Origin of the sequence: Sphingobium sp. AS12, assembly GCF_019097845.1 — a bacterium.
Lineage (GTDB): Bacteria > Pseudomonadota > Alphaproteobacteria > Sphingomonadales > Sphingomonadaceae > Sphingobium.
The window spans coordinates 145052-160997 of record NZ_JAHRGM010000093.1 but is presented as its reverse complement, the minus strand read 5'-3'; the positions used below and the strand labels follow the sequence as shown (position 1 = coordinate 160997).

General features: G+C 62.3%; 16 protein-coding genes and 2 pseudogenes. 12 read left to right on the top strand and 6 right to left on the bottom strand.

Annotated features, from left to right (window positions below):
• Positions 1 to 110 (top strand): annotated as a pseudogene (locus tag KRZ98_RS23870) (IS5/IS1182 family transposase); the annotation flags it as partial.
• Here KRZ98_RS23870 and KRZ98_RS23865 read toward each other — a convergent pair.
• The gene (locus KRZ98_RS23865; RefSeq protein WP_254798827.1) at positions 107 to 1315 is read right to left on the bottom strand and encodes a type IIL restriction-modification enzyme MmeI; all 1209 of its coding nucleotides are present in this window, start codon (positions 1313 to 1315) and stop codon (positions 107 to 109) included. The pseudogene KRZ98_RS23870 and the gene KRZ98_RS23865 overlap by 4 nt on opposite strands.
• 357 nt (positions 1316 to 1672) lie before the next feature.
• Between KRZ98_RS23865 and KRZ98_RS23860 the strand changes: the two genes are divergently transcribed.
• Positions 1673 to 2041 carry a single-stranded DNA-binding protein gene (locus KRZ98_RS23860; RefSeq protein WP_217675637.1) on the top strand — a complete coding sequence of 123 codons (369 nt, stop codon included), beginning with the start codon at positions 1673 to 1675 and terminating at the stop codon, positions 2039 to 2041.
• 241 nt (positions 2042 to 2282) lie between these two features.
• Here the strand turns inward: KRZ98_RS23860 and KRZ98_RS23855 are convergent, their stop codons facing one another.
• Positions 2283 to 3170, bottom strand: a complete 888-nt coding sequence (locus KRZ98_RS23855) for an MFS transporter (RefSeq protein ID WP_254798826.1) — start codon at positions 3168 to 3170, stop codon at positions 2283 to 2285.
• Positions 3171 to 3310: 140 nt separating this feature from the next.
• Here KRZ98_RS23855 and KRZ98_RS23850 point away from each other — a divergent pair, with 140 nt between their 5' ends.
• A complete protein-coding gene (locus tag KRZ98_RS23850; RefSeq protein ID WP_217675636.1) occupies positions 3311 to 4516 on the top strand; it encodes a multidrug effflux MFS transporter in 1206 nt (401 codons plus the stop codon).
• Between the two features lie 84 nt (positions 4517 to 4600).
• Here the strand turns inward: KRZ98_RS23850 and KRZ98_RS23845 are convergent, their stop codons facing one another.
• Together KRZ98_RS23845 and KRZ98_RS23840 are read right to left on the bottom strand one after the other, a co-directional pair.
• Positions 4601 to 5182, bottom strand: coding sequence for a MarR family winged helix-turn-helix transcriptional regulator (locus tag KRZ98_RS23845; protein WP_217675635.1), 582 nt, complete (start codon positions 5180 to 5182; stop codon positions 4601 to 4603).
• 119 nt (positions 5183 to 5301) lie between these two features.
• Positions 5302 to 5700 carry a nuclear transport factor 2 family protein gene (locus KRZ98_RS23840; protein WP_217675634.1) on the bottom strand — a complete coding sequence of 133 codons (399 nt, stop codon included), beginning with the start codon at positions 5698 to 5700 and terminating at the stop codon, positions 5302 to 5304.
• Positions 5701 to 5824: 124 nt separating this feature from the next.
• Here KRZ98_RS23840 and KRZ98_RS23835 point away from each other — a divergent pair, with 124 nt between their 5' ends.
• The 3 genes from KRZ98_RS23835 to KRZ98_RS23825 are packed head-to-tail and all read left to right on the top strand — an operon-like array spanning position 5825 to position 7475.
• Positions 5825 to 6214, top strand: a complete 390-nt coding sequence (locus KRZ98_RS23835; RefSeq protein ID WP_217675633.1) for a nuclear transport factor 2 family protein — start codon at positions 5825 to 5827, stop codon at positions 6212 to 6214.
• Between the two features lie 11 nt (positions 6215 to 6225).
• The gene (locus tag KRZ98_RS23830) at positions 6226 to 6975 is read left to right on the top strand and encodes an SDR family oxidoreductase (protein WP_217675632.1); all 750 of its coding nucleotides are present in this window, start codon (positions 6226 to 6228) and stop codon (positions 6973 to 6975) included.
• Complete coding sequence (locus tag KRZ98_RS23825) at positions 6975 to 7475, top strand: DUF3237 domain-containing protein (RefSeq protein WP_217675631.1); 501 nt, start codon at positions 6975 to 6977, stop codon at positions 7473 to 7475. The genes KRZ98_RS23830 and KRZ98_RS23825 overlap by 1 nt, the downstream gene beginning before the upstream one ends.
• Positions 7476 to 7557: 82 nt before the next feature.
• Here KRZ98_RS23825 and KRZ98_RS23820 read toward each other — a convergent pair.
• Both KRZ98_RS23820 and KRZ98_RS23815 read right to left on the bottom strand, forming a co-directional pair.
• Positions 7558 to 9696, bottom strand: a pseudogene (locus KRZ98_RS23820) (acetate--CoA ligase family protein).
• Positions 9697 to 9811: 115 nt separating this feature from the next.
• Entirely contained in the window at positions 9812 to 10255 is a 444-nt protein-coding gene (locus KRZ98_RS23815; RefSeq protein ID WP_217675630.1) for a MarR family winged helix-turn-helix transcriptional regulator, read from the bottom strand.
• 124 nt (positions 10256 to 10379) lie between these two features.
• Between KRZ98_RS23815 and KRZ98_RS23810 the strand changes: the two genes are divergently transcribed.
• From KRZ98_RS23810 to KRZ98_RS23785, 6 genes are all read left to right on the top strand, one after another.
• Positions 10380 to 11798 carry an aldehyde dehydrogenase family protein gene (locus KRZ98_RS23810; RefSeq protein WP_006968111.1) on the top strand — a complete coding sequence of 473 codons (1419 nt, stop codon included), beginning with the start codon at positions 10380 to 10382 and terminating at the stop codon, positions 11796 to 11798.
• Positions 11799 to 11983: 185 nt separating this feature from the next.
• On the top strand, positions 11984 to 12709 hold the full coding sequence (locus KRZ98_RS23805) for a DUF4198 domain-containing protein (protein WP_254798825.1): 726 nt from the start codon (positions 11984 to 11986) through the stop codon (positions 12707 to 12709).
• Between the two features lie 26 nt (positions 12710 to 12735).
• On the top strand, positions 12736 to 13116 hold the full coding sequence (locus tag KRZ98_RS23800) for a hypothetical protein (RefSeq protein ID WP_217675628.1): 381 nt from the start codon (positions 12736 to 12738) through the stop codon (positions 13114 to 13116).
• 11 nt (positions 13117 to 13127) lie between these two features.
• On the top strand, positions 13128 to 13856 hold the full coding sequence (locus KRZ98_RS23795; protein WP_006968117.1) for a HupE/UreJ family protein: 729 nt from the start codon (positions 13128 to 13130) through the stop codon (positions 13854 to 13856).
• Between the two features lies 1 nt (position 13857).
• Entirely contained in the window at positions 13858 to 14457 is a 600-nt protein-coding gene (locus KRZ98_RS23790) for a hypothetical protein (RefSeq protein WP_006968118.1), read from the top strand.
• Positions 14458 to 14480: 23 nt separating this feature from the next.
• Positions 14481 to 15695, top strand: coding sequence for a DUF1624 domain-containing protein (locus KRZ98_RS23785; RefSeq protein ID WP_081628173.1), 1215 nt, complete (start codon positions 14481 to 14483; stop codon positions 15693 to 15695).
• Positions 15696 to 15946: the final 251 nt, after the last annotated feature.

The window sequence follows — 15946 nt, the reverse complement described above, 5'->3', positions numbered from 1 at the left end:
TTTTCTGCAGCCTCAAAACATTCCGCCGGATCGCTACCCGGTACGAAAAAACTGACGAGAGCTACCGCGCTATGATCAATCTCGCGGCCTTGAAAATCGCTATGCGCTAATGTCCACAGGCCTTAGTAAGCGGGATGTCGCTGTCGCGTTCCTTTTCGCCCCGCCGTTCGTTAATCTCGGCCTCGATTGCGCGCATCTGTTTGTAGGCGATGACGAGAAAATTGCCCGATCCGCAGGCGGGATCGAACACCCGGATTTTCGCCATCCGGTTACGCAGGTTGAGGAGTTTGCGGCCGCTGTCGCCTGCCTCCTCCAACTGCGCCCGCAGGTCGTTCAGGAACAGCGGGTTCAGCACTTTCAGGATGTTCGGAACGCTGGTGTAATGCATGCCGAGAGCGCCGCGCTCTTCGTCGTCCGCCACGGCCTGGATCATGCTGCCGAAGATGTCGGGGTTTATCTGTTTCCAGTTCAGCCCGCCGATATGCAGCAGATAGCTGCGCGCCATGCGGGTGAAGCGCGGCACTTCCACGCTGCCTGAAAACAGCGCGCCGTTCACATAGGGAAAGACATCGGCATGTGGCGGAATATTCGCTGCCTTGCGATAGTGATCGTCCGGCTTTCCTTCGTGCCGCGTGGACGTATCCATCGCGCGAAAGATGTTTGAGATAATAGTGTGCGTGTTGCTGCTTTCCCGGTCGCTCATCTGGTCGACCGTGGAGGTGAACAGCCCTTCGCTACGGAAGATGTCGGTGTCTTCGGCGAAGAAGCAAAAGATCAGCCGGGCCATGAAATGGTTCATGTCCGGCCGGCGCTCTGCGGTGGCCCAGTCCGGGTTTTCCTTCAGCAGCTCGACATAGAGCTTGTTGAGCTTGCTGGTGGCGCGGATGTCAAAGCTGTTTTCGCGGATCTGCTTGACGGTGGTGATGCCCGCCAGTGCCAGGAACGCGCCGAAATGATTGGGGAAGTCGGCATAGGTGCAGGCAACGGATTCGCCGTTGACCAAGTCTTCCGCCTGCAAATCCTCGCCATCGGTGGCGAGGATGAACTTGGCCTTGGCCGCAGCGGTCTTCGGGCTTTCGCGAAGCGTCTTCAGGGTATGCTCGACCGCGCCCGGATCGCATGTCGCGATATGGATATTGCTGCGCTGAAGGATACCGCCGGGCACGTCCGATGCGTTGGACGAACCACTGCGCAGCTTCTTGATCGTGGTGGCCTTGTTCCCGAACGCCTCCAGGAACGCGAACGGGAATTCCGCCCGGTCGAATGGCAGGGCGGCCAGGTCGGTTACAGCTTGTTCGATCTCTACAGCATTCATGGCGCGACAGTAGGCCGGATGCCGGGGATTTCACAAGCCGCGAGGTAGGATTGCCTGCCGAACATGGACCGAATGGCGGGTAATTCATGGGCTGACCTTGGCGCTACGTTCGGATGTCCAAGAAAGCATCCCCTTCCATGACTTGATCCACGCCCCTGTCCGAACCCGGCCAGGCCATGCAACCCGCGCGTCTTCAGGGCCGTGTTGTCACCCTTCGGGCGCCTGCCCGCACCACCCCTTCGAGCGGGGTTTCCCTCTCTGCGATCGGTGCAGACCTGTCCGTGCCCGGCCTCATCGGGGCTCAGTCGAAGGGATGGTCCCTTGGACGGTTTGAACAGCTTCGAAAGGTCAAATTCCATGAAAAACACCGTCACCCTCGTCGGCTTCGTTGGGAACAATCCCGAAGTTCGCACCACGCAATCGGGAGCCTCGATCACCAACGTCTCACTCGCCACCACCAACAGCTTCAAGGATAGCGAAGGCAACCGGCAGACCGAGACCGAATGGCACCGGATAACCTGCTTCAACGGCATCGGGAAATGCGTCGCGGACCACGTCGCCAAGGGCGCAATGATCATGGTCACGGGCCGCATCCACTACACCAAGTGGACCGACCAGAACGGCATCGATCGCTACGGCTGCGAGATCATCGCCGAACAGGTTGATTTCCTCGCCAAGGCGAAGGAAGCCAGCCAGGAAGAACCCAAGAAGCGGCGCGCCAAATAGCGCCGCATACCCTCAGCGACGGCAGCGATTCCAATGCCCCGGTGGAACTCCCGCCGGGGCATTCCTGTGTCTTCACAATGGCAATGCCGGGGTCAGGATGGTCTGCGAACGGGCATGGCTTCCGACCCTCGCGCAGCTTGATTGCCGGTGATGGCTATTTGGTCCCCAATCCGGAATATATACGGAACATCTCTACCGGGACATGGGCGGCGCCCATCAATCCTCAGTCGCCGCAAAGGCATCAAAACTCGCGGGAAAGTCCCGATTCTTGACCCGAAAATGCACTGACCAACCGATGCCGATTTGTGCTTGAGATTATCGAATTGACATGCAGACCGTACATGATGATGAGCGCGATGGTGGTGACACGGTAGCGATCGGCGAACAGGGCGCGCATCGAGGCTTTGGGTTCATTGAGCGCCACCAGTTGCGCGGCCTGAGGCTGACCCAGGCGGCGCAATATCGCGTTGATACGCGCCAGCGCGTCCGGTCCGCCGCGCGTCGCCAGCCAGCCGATCGATTCAGGCAGGCAGGCCAGCACCAGCGGCACCATGGCGAGCGTAGCCACGCCGCCGAACAGGAAGATTGCTTCCCACCCCTGTGTCCGCAGCAGTTGCGCCGCGCCCCAGCCGCCGATGATGCCGCCGACCGGATAGCCCGCCGCCATGATGCTGACCGCCAGATCGCGGCGGCGGCGGTTGGCAAACTCCGCCGACATGGCGTTGATCGCCGCCAGCATCGCCCCCAGCCCCAGCCCGGTGAGCGCGCGCAGCAGGCCGAGCGACACCACGCCGGTGGCAAAGGCGGAGGCGAACATGCCGACCGTCATTATGCCAAGGCAGAATAGTATCTGGCGGCGGCGGCCGATCCGGTCGGCCAGTTGGCCAAGTGTCAGCGATCCGACGACCATGCCGACCAGGCCGGTCGACACGATGATACCGATCGCGCCCGGCCCGATCGCCCAATCCTTCGCAATGCCCGGCGCTGCGAAGGTGACGGCCAGCACGTCAAAGCCATCAAGCGCGTTCAGGAGAAAGCAGACAGCGACCGCGACAATCTGTGGCAGGCGCATCGGACTGTCGGCCATGATGCTGCGCGGGTCATCCGCTGGCAGGGTAGCGATGGCCATATATGTCCTCTTCTGTGCGTCGGGTCGGCGCAATTGCGTTATTGTATGCTGATGACACAATTAGGCGATCCTCCCTGCTTGCGCCAGTCCCATGATAAATGTAACGATCGTTATCAATTGGGAAGAGGGTGCCATAATTTATGACCGATGCGAGCCGGGTGCCGGGCCGGGACGCCACGCAGCCAAGCCTGTTGCTGGGGATCGGCTTTGGCTTTCTGTCGTCGCTTGGTCCATTTGCGATCGACCTCTATCTGCCCGCCATGCCCGGTATGGCGCAGGCGATGGCGGCGGACAGCGGCGCGGTGCAGCGCACCCTGTCCGCCTTTTTCCTGGGACTGGCGCTGGCGCAGATCCCGCTGGGCACGCTGGGTGACCGGTTCGGGCGGCGGTGGCCACTAATCGGTGGGCTGGCGCTGTTTATCGCCGCGTCAACGGCGTGCGCACTGGCGACCAGTCTGGAGCAGCTAGTCGCCTTTCGGTTTTTGCAGGGAATGGGTGCTTGTGCGGGAACGTCGAGCGTGCGGGCGATGATCCGCGACCGGCATAGCGGCCATCGCGCGGCGCAACTGATGGCCTTCACTTTTCTGGTGATCGGCATTTCGCCGGTGTTGGCGCCGCTGGCGGGGAGCTATTTGTTGCAGCTCACGTCATGGCGCGGGCTGTTCGGGTTGTTGGCGGGCGGTGGCCTGGTGGCGATAGCGGCGGTGCTGCTATTCCTGCCCGAAACGCTGCCGCCGGAGCGGCGGGTGGTGCGCCAGTCGATGCTGCAATCCTATGGGCAGTTGCTCGCAACCCCGGCCTTTGTCGGCTGGACGCTGGTGGCGGGGCTGGCAACGACCATTCCCTTCGCCTTCGTGACCGCAGCGCCCTTTGTGTTCAGCATCGGCTTTGCCCTGAGCGCGCACGAATATAGCCTGTTGCTGGCGCTCAATGCCGTGACGTCGATGGTCGCGACCCAGTTTGCGCCGGGACTGATGCAGCGGTTGGGGGCGCGGCGGCTGGTGCTGAGCGTCGCGAGCGTCGCAATTGCTGCGACGGCCATGATAGCGCTGGTGGCGACGCGACAGAATATGCCGTTGCCGCTGTTCCAGATCTATTCCATGCTCTTGTTCGCGATTGCGGGCCTGATCCTGACCCCTGCGGCGATTTCAGCGCTGGATGCGGCGGCGGGCGGTGCGGGTGCGGCGGCGGGGTTGCTGGGCACGCTGCAACTGGCGATTACCGCGCTGGCAAGCGGCGTCGTGTCGCTGTTGCCATCCTTTACGGTGCTGCCGCTGGTGAGCGTGCTGGGGGGGGCGTTTGTTATCATCGTTGCGGCACTGATGGTGCTGGGGCAACGACGCTAATTGACAAACCCGTTCGCCGTTCGTTTCGAGCGAAGTCGGGAAACATCGCGCGCAGATTTCCCGACTTCGAGCGAAACGAACGGATTATGGTGTCATCGTCTCGTCCGCGTCGTCCGGGCGGGTAGATTCGAGGAAGCGGCTGTTGCCGGCTTCGTCTCTGGCTTCGAGCGTGTCGACCAGCGTGTCGAGGAAATGGTTGAGCGTATCGACCTGCGCCGCTTCCAGCCCCGACACCAGATAGTCGGCGACCTTGTCGGTCTGGGGGCGCATCAACCGATAGAGGCGCTGGCCCTCATCGGTCAGAACCAGCGTTTTGCGCCGCTTGTTGCTGGCGTCGCGTTCCACCGTGATGCGGCCATGTTTTTGCAGGGCGGCAACGGCGCGGGAGACGCTCATCGGGTTCACCCCCGTCATTTCCGCCAGTTCGTGGCTGGCGGAATTGGGGAAGCGGCCGATCAGCATCAGCAGTCGAAATTCATTGAGGCTGATCTTGTAGCGATGCTCCAGATAGGTGGAGAAGGGCGCCATCAATTTATTGGCCAGCCGCAGGATGCGGTGCAGCGTATCGGACTGGCTGACTTCGTCAGCACGGGACCGAAGCGACTTGCGCGGTGCGATCGGGCTTTTGGGCGCAGGGCTGTTCGACATGGCTTTCCGATAGGACATTTGGCGGGCCTCAAGTCAAGCCGGGCATGGGGAAAGACGCGCTCAGAGTCTGTCTTGAAATGCGCCTCTGGCGCATCCGCAACCGAAATGCGCTCTTTCGCGCATTTCGAGACAAACCCTCATTCGGGAATGATCGCGCAGCCGACGCTGGTGAAGCGGCCGTTCGCGACATGATAATGGATATATTGGCGCATCTCCTGCGCCTCGCCTTTCTTGATCGGGGCGAACTGGTCCAGCCCCTGTTCGCGCAATGCCTCAGCGGTCAGATCGCTGGTCGCCTCGACCCGGATGATCCCTTCCAGCGCGACCAGTTCATCGCTGGCGGCGAAGCGCTCGATCGTCAGCGTCTCGACGACATGGGCATGAAGGAAGCTGTAGAAGCGTTTGAACGCATCGCGCGTGCCAAGGTCGACCCCGAAGAACTGGATCGTCGCGCCCGGCGCATAGAAATCGAACACTGCGTCATAGTCGCGATTGTTGAAGGCGTGCGCATAACGCTCGTAATCGGCGCGGTTCATATTGGCCTCTCCCATCTTGCAGGCAGCAAATTTTTCCCTGCCCGCTTGCCCTTATTAATAACGATCGTTATCGTAACGGCAAGGCGCGATCGAACGCCAGCGAAAAAGACGGAATGAGGATGATATGGCCCGCACCGAGCAAGAAGAGCGCAATCTAAAACTGGTCATGGCGATGTTCGACCATGTCCTCAAACCCATGGATGCCGACGCGGTGGACCGCTATCTGGCCCCCGATTATATCCAGTATAACCAGTGGGTCGACACCGGGACGGAGCCGCTCAAAGCATTTTTGCGGCAGGTGCGTGGGCAGACCCCGGACGCGGTGCATGACATCAAGCGCTGCTTTGTCGAGGATGATCATGTCATTGTCCATTATCATGTCCGGCGGTGGCCGGACGATCCGGGCTTTGCGGTGATCGACATTTTCCGTGTCGAAAACGGGCGGATCGCTGAACATTGGGACGTGGTGCAGGACGTGCCGACCGACAGCCCCAATCCCAATTCCCCCTTTTGACGGAGCGAGACATGCGGTTCAGCGATAAGATAATATTGGTCGTCGGCGGCAATAGCGGGATTGGCCTTGCCAGTGCGCAGGCCTTTGCCGCTGAAGGCGCGATCGTGCGGTTGACGGGCCGCGATCAGGCGACGATCGACGCGGCGGTGGCGGCGATTCCTGGCGCAAAAGGCTATCGCGCGGACATTGCCGATCTGGATGCGATGGACGCGGTGATAGCCGACATTGCCGCGCAGGACGGGCGGATCGACACTTTGTTCGTCAATGCAGGCGTCGGCGGTTTCGCGTCCTTCCGCGATCTGAAGCCGGATGACTGGGGCCATGTCCATGGCGTCAATCTGCACGGGTGTATATTCGCAATCCAGAAGGCGCTGAAACTGATGAGCCGGGGCGGGTCGATCGTCGCGACCGGCTCGATCGGTGGCCATGCCTTCGTGCCGGGCAACACGGCCTATGCGGCAGCCAAGGGCGGACTATATGCCGCGATGAAGGTGATTGCTGGCGAGTTGGTGGGTGAAGGTATCCGGGTCAACATGGTCAGCCCCGGCCCGATCGAGACGCCGCTGCTGCATCGCAATCCGGGGATGAGCGAGGCCGATGTCGAAGCGATGCGTGAGGTCATGATCAATGCCGTACCGATGAAACGGATGGGCCGGGCGGAGGAGGTCGCGCGCGCGGTGCTGTTCCTGGCGTCGGACGAGGCGAGTTTTATCACGGCGGCAAACTTGTTTGTAGATGGCGGCACATTGGAGCTTGGATAATGGATAGGTTTTCGACGCTGGATAATCCGCGACTGGAATTTGTGATGGAGGTACGGCTGCAATTTCCGCGCATGCAGACCATCGTAAACACGCCCATGGGGGGCAGTCGCAGCGCTGTCTATGTCGATGGCGGCACGTTCGAGGGGCCAAGGTTAAAGGGCAAGGCGGTGCCGGGATCGGGCGGCGACTATGCCTATTTCCGGCCCGACGATGTCGCGGTGTTGGACGCGCGCTATATGCTGGAAGAGGAGGATGGCACGCTGATCCTGCTCAACAATCGCGGCTTCCTTTGGGGTCGCAAGCCCGACACGATGGCGAAACTGCGCGACTGGGCCTTTGGCGAAGGACAGCCAGTGGAACAGCAGGACTATTATCTGCGCGGCAATCCGACCTTTGAATGTCCGGTGGGCAAGCATGACTGGCTGACCAAACATGTGTTCATCGGCGTAGGCGAGCGGCGGGCGGACGGCAATGTGCTGCGCTATTATGCACTGACATAATCCGCGCTGTGCTCCCGCGCAGGCGGGAATCCAGTTCAGAGGTCAGGACTGGGTTCCCGCCTGCGCGGGAACACGCAGCTTTTTACAGGGAAATGAGAGCGTCGAGCGCCAGTGCGCCCTTTCCTTCTGAATAGACGATCACCGGATTGAGATCGACCTCGCGGATGGCGGGGGTGGCGGCGACCATGCGACCGAGGCGCTGGACCACGTCGGCGACCGCGCCGATGTCCATGACCGGCGCGCCACGAAAGCCGTCGAGCAGCGGGGCCATACGCAGCGTGCGGATGCGCGCGATGATGGCGTCGCGCGGCAGGTCGGCGGGGAGCAGGCAGACGTCGTGCAGCAGTTCTGCAGCGACGCCGCCGAAGCCGACCAATATGGTCGCACCCCAGTGCGGATCGTTGCGCGCGCCGACAATGAGTTCGACACCCTTGTCCGCCATTCCTTCCACCAGCACGCCGTCCAGCACGAGGCCGGGGCGCGAGGCGGCGATATTGGCGGCAAGACGGTCCCAGCCCTCTGCCAGTTCTTCGCGGTTCTTGAGGTTGATGATGACGCCGCCCGCGTCGCTCTTGTGCGGCAGGTCGGGTGATTGAGCTTTCAGAACAACGGGATAGCCCAGCGTCTCGGCAGCGGCGATGGCTTCGTCCACGCTGTGCGCCATAGCGAAGCGAGGGAAGGCGATGCCATGGTCGGCCATGATCGCCTTGGACCGATATTCGGGGATTGAATGACCGACCTGCGCGAGGTCGGCGACCGGGACGGCGTCCAGCGGGGCCGTCGTGAAATCACGCGCGGCAGCCGCGCTGATCCGCGCCAGCGCCCGCACGGCGCGTTCGGCGGTGGGCAGATAGGTGACGCCTGCCTGACGCAGGGCGGCAAGGTCGTCGGCGAACACCGCGCCGCCTTCATCGACGCCGCCGACGATGATCGGCTTATCGGGGCGCAGGCTGGCGAGGGCCTCCAGCACGGCGGCGAATTTGATGTGGGAAGTGCCGGTGTCGGTCTGGATCAGGGTCAGCAGGATCGTGGCGATACGCGGATCATCGACCAATGCGGCGAGGGTACGGCCATAGAGGCCGGGATCGACCAGCCCCTGCGCGGTGACATCAAGCGGGTTGGTGACCGGGACGAAATCGGGCAGCGCTGCGCGCAGTGCCGGGCTGTCGGCGTCGGTCAGGGTCGGCAGGTCGAGTGCCACGGCTTCGGACAGGTCGAGCATCATCGCCTTGAACGCGCCGGATTCGGCGATGACGCCGGTACCGCCCGCGCCGATCGTTGCATTGCGGGTCAGCATTTCCGCGACGTCGCCAAGTTCTTCGAGCGAGTCGACCAGGATGACGCCCGCCCGTTCGACATGGACAGCCATGACCGCGTGATCGCCAGCCATCGCGCCGGTATGGGTCGCCGCGCTGGCCGCGCCCGCCGCGCTGCGGCCGGGGTGGAGCAGCACGACCTGTTTGCCTGCCGCGCGGGCGGCGCGGGCGGCGGCAAGGAAGCGGGCGGGATCGCGGACATGCTCGGCAATCATGGCGATGACGGCGGTTTCGGGTTCATCGACCAGATGGGTGAGATAATCCTCGATCCCGCTGGCCGCTTCATTGCCGGTGGAGATGTAGCAGCTCAAGGGCACGTCGCGATGGATCATCGTCGTTGCCAGCACCGCAGCCATGGCGCCCGATTGCGAGACGATGCCGACGCGCCGGTCGCCCTGCGCCTTTGCCTCCGGCATTTCGATGAAGGTCAGCGAAACATTGTCGCGGAAATTGACGAGGCCCAGGCAGTTGGGTCCTTCGACCACCATCCCGGCGTCGCGGGCGATGCGGGCGATTTCCTACTGGTCGGCCAGACCCTGCGGGCCATCTTCGGCAAAGCCAGCCGAAAAGATCACCGCGGCGCCGACCTTGCGACGGGCCAGACCGCGCATCGTATCCAGTACGCCCACGCGAGGGATGGCGAGGACGGCAACATCGACGCCTTCGGGCAGGTCATCGACCGAGGCGACGCAGGGGCGGCCGCCAATGTCGGCGCGCCTGGGATTGACCAGATGGATGGCCCCGGCAAAACCCTGCCGCACGAGATTGGCCAGCACCGATGCGCCCAGCGCGCCGGGCTTGTCCGACGCGCCGACGATCGCGACGGAACGGGGCCGCAGTAACCGGTCGAGCGACCGCGCGGCCGTTGGCGATGCAGGCCGGTCGAGGTCGATCATGTCGGTCAAGCGTATCTCTCCCCAGAAAACAGGTCATGGGAGCGGGTCGAATCAGCCGCTCTATCATGCGGACATTGTGCGCCTGTGATACAATTTACGCAACCGCTTTTACGCATGCCTGCCCTTAGTCCGCGCTGGTGGCGCGCGTCGCCGGGCCGAGTTTGCGGAGCAGGCCATTCAACGTGCGGACTTCATCCGCACTCAGTCGCGCCGTCATTCGGGCGTCCGATGTACGCAGCGCATCCACCATGACCGGCACCTGCGCTTCGCCATCGGGTGTCAGCCACAGGGCGTTAGTGCGCAAGTCGCGGCCGGGCCGCCGTTCGACCAGGCCGCGGTCTGCCAGAATGTTGACCAACTTCATGGCGCTGGACCGATTGATGCTGAGCGCCCGGCCAAGGGCGGTCTGGTCGCAGCCCGGATTGTCTCGGATCAGGATGAGCGCCGTCAGCTTGGCGGGCGACAGGTCATGCGCCGCCATCGCGGCGCGCGCGTCCGTGTCGATCACCAGATGTGCACGCTGGACCTGATAACCGATCAGCCCGCGAAGATCCGCCCCCTGTTTCATCGCTGCCTTTATCTCCTTGCCAAAATTGTATCACAGGCGCACAAATACATGCTACAGGCTCGCGTCGCACAAAGCGATAGCCAAAGCCGTTCCGAATCAGGACCAGCAGTCAAGGAGAGCGACAATGGATCATGAATACCGCCTTTTGATCGACGGCGAACTTGTACCGGGCGTCAGCACGTTCGATGTGGTGAACCCGGCGACGGGCGCCGCCTTTGCATCCGCGCCCAAGGCCGACGAGGCGCTGCTGGAGCGCGCCGTGGCGGCCGCCAAGCGTGCGCTGCCTGCTTGGTCGGCGCTGTCGGCCGATGAACGGGCCGCGCTGGTCAACAAGCTCGCGGACGCGCTGGAGGCGCGCATCGGAGAATTTGCCAGCCTGCTGACCGCTGAGCAGGGCAAGCCGCTGGATCAGGCCGCCTATGAGATTATGGGCAGCGTGTTCACACTGCGCGGTTTTGCCGCGATGCGGATCGAACCCAAGATATTGAAGGATGAAGGCGGCAATCGCGTCATCGAGCATCGCACCCCGCTGGGCGTGGTGGCGTCGATCACGCCATGGAATTTCCCGCTGATCCTGCTGATGAACAAGCTGGGTCCGGCACTGGTCACCGGCAACACGATGATCGCCAAGCCCGCGCCGACGACGCCGCTGACCACTTTGCTGTTCGGCGAACTGGCGCAGGCGATCCTGCCGCCGGGCGTGTTCAACATCCTGTGTGACCAGAATGAGCTGGGCGCGTTGATCACGGGCCATCCCGACATTGCCAAGGTCGCCTTCACCGGATCGACCGCGACCGGCAAGAAGGTGATGGCATCGTCAGCCGGCACGGTGAAGCGGGTGACGCTGGAGCTGGGCGGCAATGACGCAGCGATCGTGATGGACGATGTCGATGCCAAGCAGGCGGCGAAGAAGGTCTATCAGGGGGCAATGACCAATGCCGGGCAGATTTGCGTCGCCATCAAGCGCGCCTATGTGCCCACCCCGATGTATGACGAATTTTGCGATGAGCTGGCCAAGCTGGCCAATGAGGCGATCGTCGATGACGGGGCCAAGCAGGGAACGACGATCGGCCCGGTGCAGAACAAGATGCAGTTCGACAAGGTCAATGCCCTGATCGAGGATGCGCGCACGCGCGGCACGGTGATGACCGGTGGCGCGCCGCTCGACCGGGCGGGCTATTTCATTGCGCCCACGATCGTGCGCGATCTGGACGATGATGCGCCGCTGGTGCGTGAAGAGCAGTTCGGCCCGGTGCTGCCGGTGCTGAAATATGACGATATCGATGATGTCATCGCCCGCGCCAATGACAGTGATTATGGGCTGGGTGGCACCGTGTGGGGCAAGGATATTGCCCGCGCCACGGCGGTCGCGATGAAGATCGACAGCGGCACCGTGTGGGTCAACCAGCATCTGGCGATCGACGCCAATATCCCGTTCCGGGGTGTGAAACAGTCCGGGCTGGGCGCAGAGCTGGGCGAAGCGGGGCTGCTGGAATATACCCAGGCGCATATCGTCAACGCGGTGGAATTTGCCGACGCCTGACATTTTACGCTGAAGGGGCGACAAAAGGGCCGGAGAAGCAGATCGCTCCTCCGGCCCTCTCTTTTTGACATTTTCGCGTCGCCTATATGACGTATTCGGAATTTTCGTTCGTGCAGTGATCATAGCCTCGACCCAGGAATTGGCCCCCTTAGTCGAGGAACTTCCCTATGCGTTTCGCTCATTTAATGACTGCTGCCGTTACTCGCGCCACCCTGATCGCCTTCACCGTCCCAGCCAGCGCTCATGGCATCTGGTTCGCCCAGCGCGCGCGCCAGACTGCGCTGGTCTATGGCGTTGGCGCGGATGATCTGGATGCGGTCAAGCGACTGCCGATGATCAAGTCCGTCGCTGGCTATGATGCCGATGGCGCGCCGGTGACGACGTCGCTGCGCGCGGCAGGCGCAATCCCTGTAGTCGATAGCGACGAGCCGGTCGCGATCGTCGCGGCGGCGATGGATTATGGCCTGTGGAGCCGGACGCCCGATGGCGAATGGCATAATAAGGGCCGTGATGACGTGCCCACGGCCGCGCTGGCCGAGCATAATTGGAAATATGCCGTCCATTTGACGCAGATGCCGACCAAGCCGCTGCCGATGATAGCGGGACATACGCTCCAGATCGTACCCGTGGACATCGCCATTCCGCAGAAGATGGGGCAGCCGATGAAGGTTCGCGCCCTCTATCAGGGCAAGCCGATCGCGGGCGCAACCATCATGACCGATTATGTCAATGATCCCGACGAGGTGGCGGTCAAGACCGGCGCGGACGGCACCGCAACGATTACCCTGCGCAATCAGGGGCTGAATGTCCTGATGGGCATCTATGTCGGCCCGGCGGATGACAAGGCGAAGGTCGACCATGTCGAACATCGCGCGTCGCTGTCTTTCGTCCTGCCGCATCTGCCCGAATGAACTGAATTGCCAAGGAGTTTGATCCCATGAATAGCGCATTTTTCCGCACCGGCATCGCCGCCCTCGCCCTGATGGCAGCGCCCGCGATGCTGCACGCCCATGGCAGCATGAAGCCGCAGCATGGCGGGCTGGTCCAGATGTCGGGCGAGACGATGATGGAACTGGTCGCCAGTCCCAAGGGCGTCGATGTCTATCTGAGCGAAGAGGATGAGCCACTGACCGCAGCAGGCTTCACCGCCAAGCTGACCCAGACCGCCGCCGGTGCCAAGACCGAGGCGGCCTTGAAGCCCGCAGGCGGCAACAAATTGTCCGCGCCGGGCTTCAAGACGGTGAAGGGGGCCAAGCTGGTCGTCGCGCTGGTCGACAAGAGCGGCGCCAAGATCTTCGCCACCTTCAAGGCGAAATAAGGAGCCGGACGATGCGCAGCGCGATCCACCCCCCGACCTTCTCTCCAGGCGCGCGGCGGATCGCGCTGCTGCTGGTGGCGCTGATTTTCGCGCTGCTCAGTCAAGCGGCGCTGGCCCATGGCGTCGACGAGAATGACAAAGCCTTCATCGAAGGCGCTTCGGGCGTCAACATCATCCCGTATATGTATCTGGGGGCCAAACATATGGTCACCGGATATGACCATCTGCTGTTTCTGGCGGGCGTCATCTTCTTCCTCTACCGGATGAAGGATGTCGGCGCCTATGTGACACTGTTCGCCATTGGCCACAGCACGACGTTGCTGCTGGGCGTGATGCTCGACATTCGCGCCAACCCCTATCTGATCGACGCGATCATCGGCCTGTCGGTGGTCTATAAGGCGGTCGACAATCTGGACGGGTTCCGCAGTTGGTTTGGCATATCGCCCAATCCCAAGGCGGCGGTGCTGATCTTCGGTTTCTTCCACGGCTTTGGTCTGGCGACGAAATTGCAGGAGTTGACACTGGCCAAAGACGGAATGATATATAATCTCATCAGCTTCAACGTCGGGGTCGAGCTGGGCCAGTTCATGGCGCTGGCGATCATCCTGCTGCTGATGAACCTGTGGCGCATGAGCGGCAATTTCCAGCGCTCCGCCATCTTCGCCAATGCCGCGCTGATGACGGCAGGCTTCGTCCTGGTCGGCTTCCAGCTGGCTGGCTATTTCACGCAAGGGGCATGACATGACCACTTCCACGCTTCCCACCCGCATCACCCCGTCGCCCGCGACGCTAGCCAAGGCCACCGGCGGCGCAGCAATCGCCGCCGTGGCGATCCTGACCTTGTTCGTTCTGCCCGCCGAATATGGGATTGATCCCACCGGGGCCGGCGGCGCGCTGGGGCTGACGGGCATGGTTGCGGCAAAGCCCGATGCGCCAGAAGCAGCGGCAGCGCCCGTCGCGACCGCGCAGGCGCTGCCGACCGGAGCCAGCATCGCGCGCACCGGCACGTTGCGGCAGGACGAAATGACCATCACCCTGGAGCCGCATAGCGGGCAGGAGGTGAAGGCGCATATGCAGGCAGGCGACAGTTTCGTGTTCAACTGGACCACCACTGGCGGTCCGGTGAAGGTCGACATGCATGGCGAGAAGCCGAATGCGGCCGAGGGCGAATTCACCAGCTACTGGGAAGAGCGTGAGCAGACCAGCGCGCAGGGCAATTTCACCGCACCCTTCGCTGGCACCCATGGCTGGTACTGGCGCAACAAGGGCGACACGCCCGTGACCGTGACGGTAAAAACCACCGGTTTCTACAAGGATCTCTTCCAGCCCAAGGGCGCGTGAAGCAGAGGATAGAGGGACAGAGTATGAGCAGCATTGCGGGCCACGCGCCCCCCACCGCCTACAGTAGCGGCGCAGCGTCGCCGATTGCCGCAGCGAAGGCACGCACACGATTGATCGCGATCGATGCGCTGCGCGGCCTGGTCATGCTGTTCATGCTGGTCGATCATGTGCGGGAAACATTTTTCCTGTATCTGCAAGTGACCGATCCGGTCGACGCCAACACGACCGATCCGGGGCTGTTCTTCACCCGGCTGCTGTCCACCTTCTGCGCGCCGACCTTCGTGGCGCTGACCGGGCTGTCGGCCTGGCTCTACGGCCAGTCGCACAGCAAGGGGCAGGTTTCGGAATTTCTGCTGAAACGCGGGTTGTTCCTGATTTTTCTGGAGATCACCGTCGTCGGGCTTGCCTGGCCGACACAGGCTCCTGCCTTTCCGCCAACCGCAGTCTGGTTTCAGGTGATCTGGGCGATCGGCATTTCGATGGTCGCGCTGGCGGCGTTGTTGCATCTGCCGCGCAAGGCGCAGTTTGCGGTGGGGCTGGCGATCGTGTGCCTGCACAATCTGCTCGATCCCATAAAACTGACCGCGGACGAGCCGGGCTATGTCGCCTGGGCAATCCTGCACCAGCGGTCAGTGATCGAATTTGGCGGGACCGTGATCAAGACGACCTACCCCATATTGCCGTGGATCGGCGTAATCCTGCTGGGCTATGCCTGCGGGCCTTGGTTTGCCAAGGGGAGCGATCCGCAGCGGCGCATCCGCCGCCTCGTCACGCTGGGGCTGGGACTGGTCCTGGGTTTCGTCGCGATCCGCTATCTCAATTTTTACGGCGACAAGCCATGGTTCGTGGCGGAAACGCCGCTGCGCACGGTGATGAGCTTTCTGGCGCTGACCAAATATCCGCCATCCCTGCTGTTCCTGATGCCGACCGTGGGCACAGGCTGCCTGCTGCTCGCCTTGTTCGAGCGTTATGAGAGCAGCAAGCTGATGCCGCATCTGGCGCTGCTCGGCGGGGCGCCGATGTTCTACTATATCCTGCATCTCTATATGCTGAAGCTGATCTACAATGTTGCGCTCGTCCTCTACGGGCCGACCAAAGGGACGGTGTTTGGCGTCGACAATCTGTCCACCGTGTGGATCTGGGTCGCGCTGTTGATCCTGCCGCTCTACTTCCCCACCCGCTGGTTCGCGCAGCTGAAACAGCGGCGCAAGGACATATGGTGGCTAAAATATCTCTGAAGGCACGAGCCTTCCGGGTCGCCGGCCGCCTCCTTCAGGGAGGCGGCCATTTCCGGGGATTTTACTAGCTTTGGTGCGAAAATGGGGCGCAGCATTTTCATGCCGTAACGACCACCGATTCACAATTTTGCGCCGTCCTGTGAGCCAAGTTTGACGGAATATTTCTAGTACTCGTCCTAGCCTCGATCTTAAGAAGAGGTGGCACAAACACCCAGTGGCCCGGCACCCGATGACAGGACCAATAGTCCGCG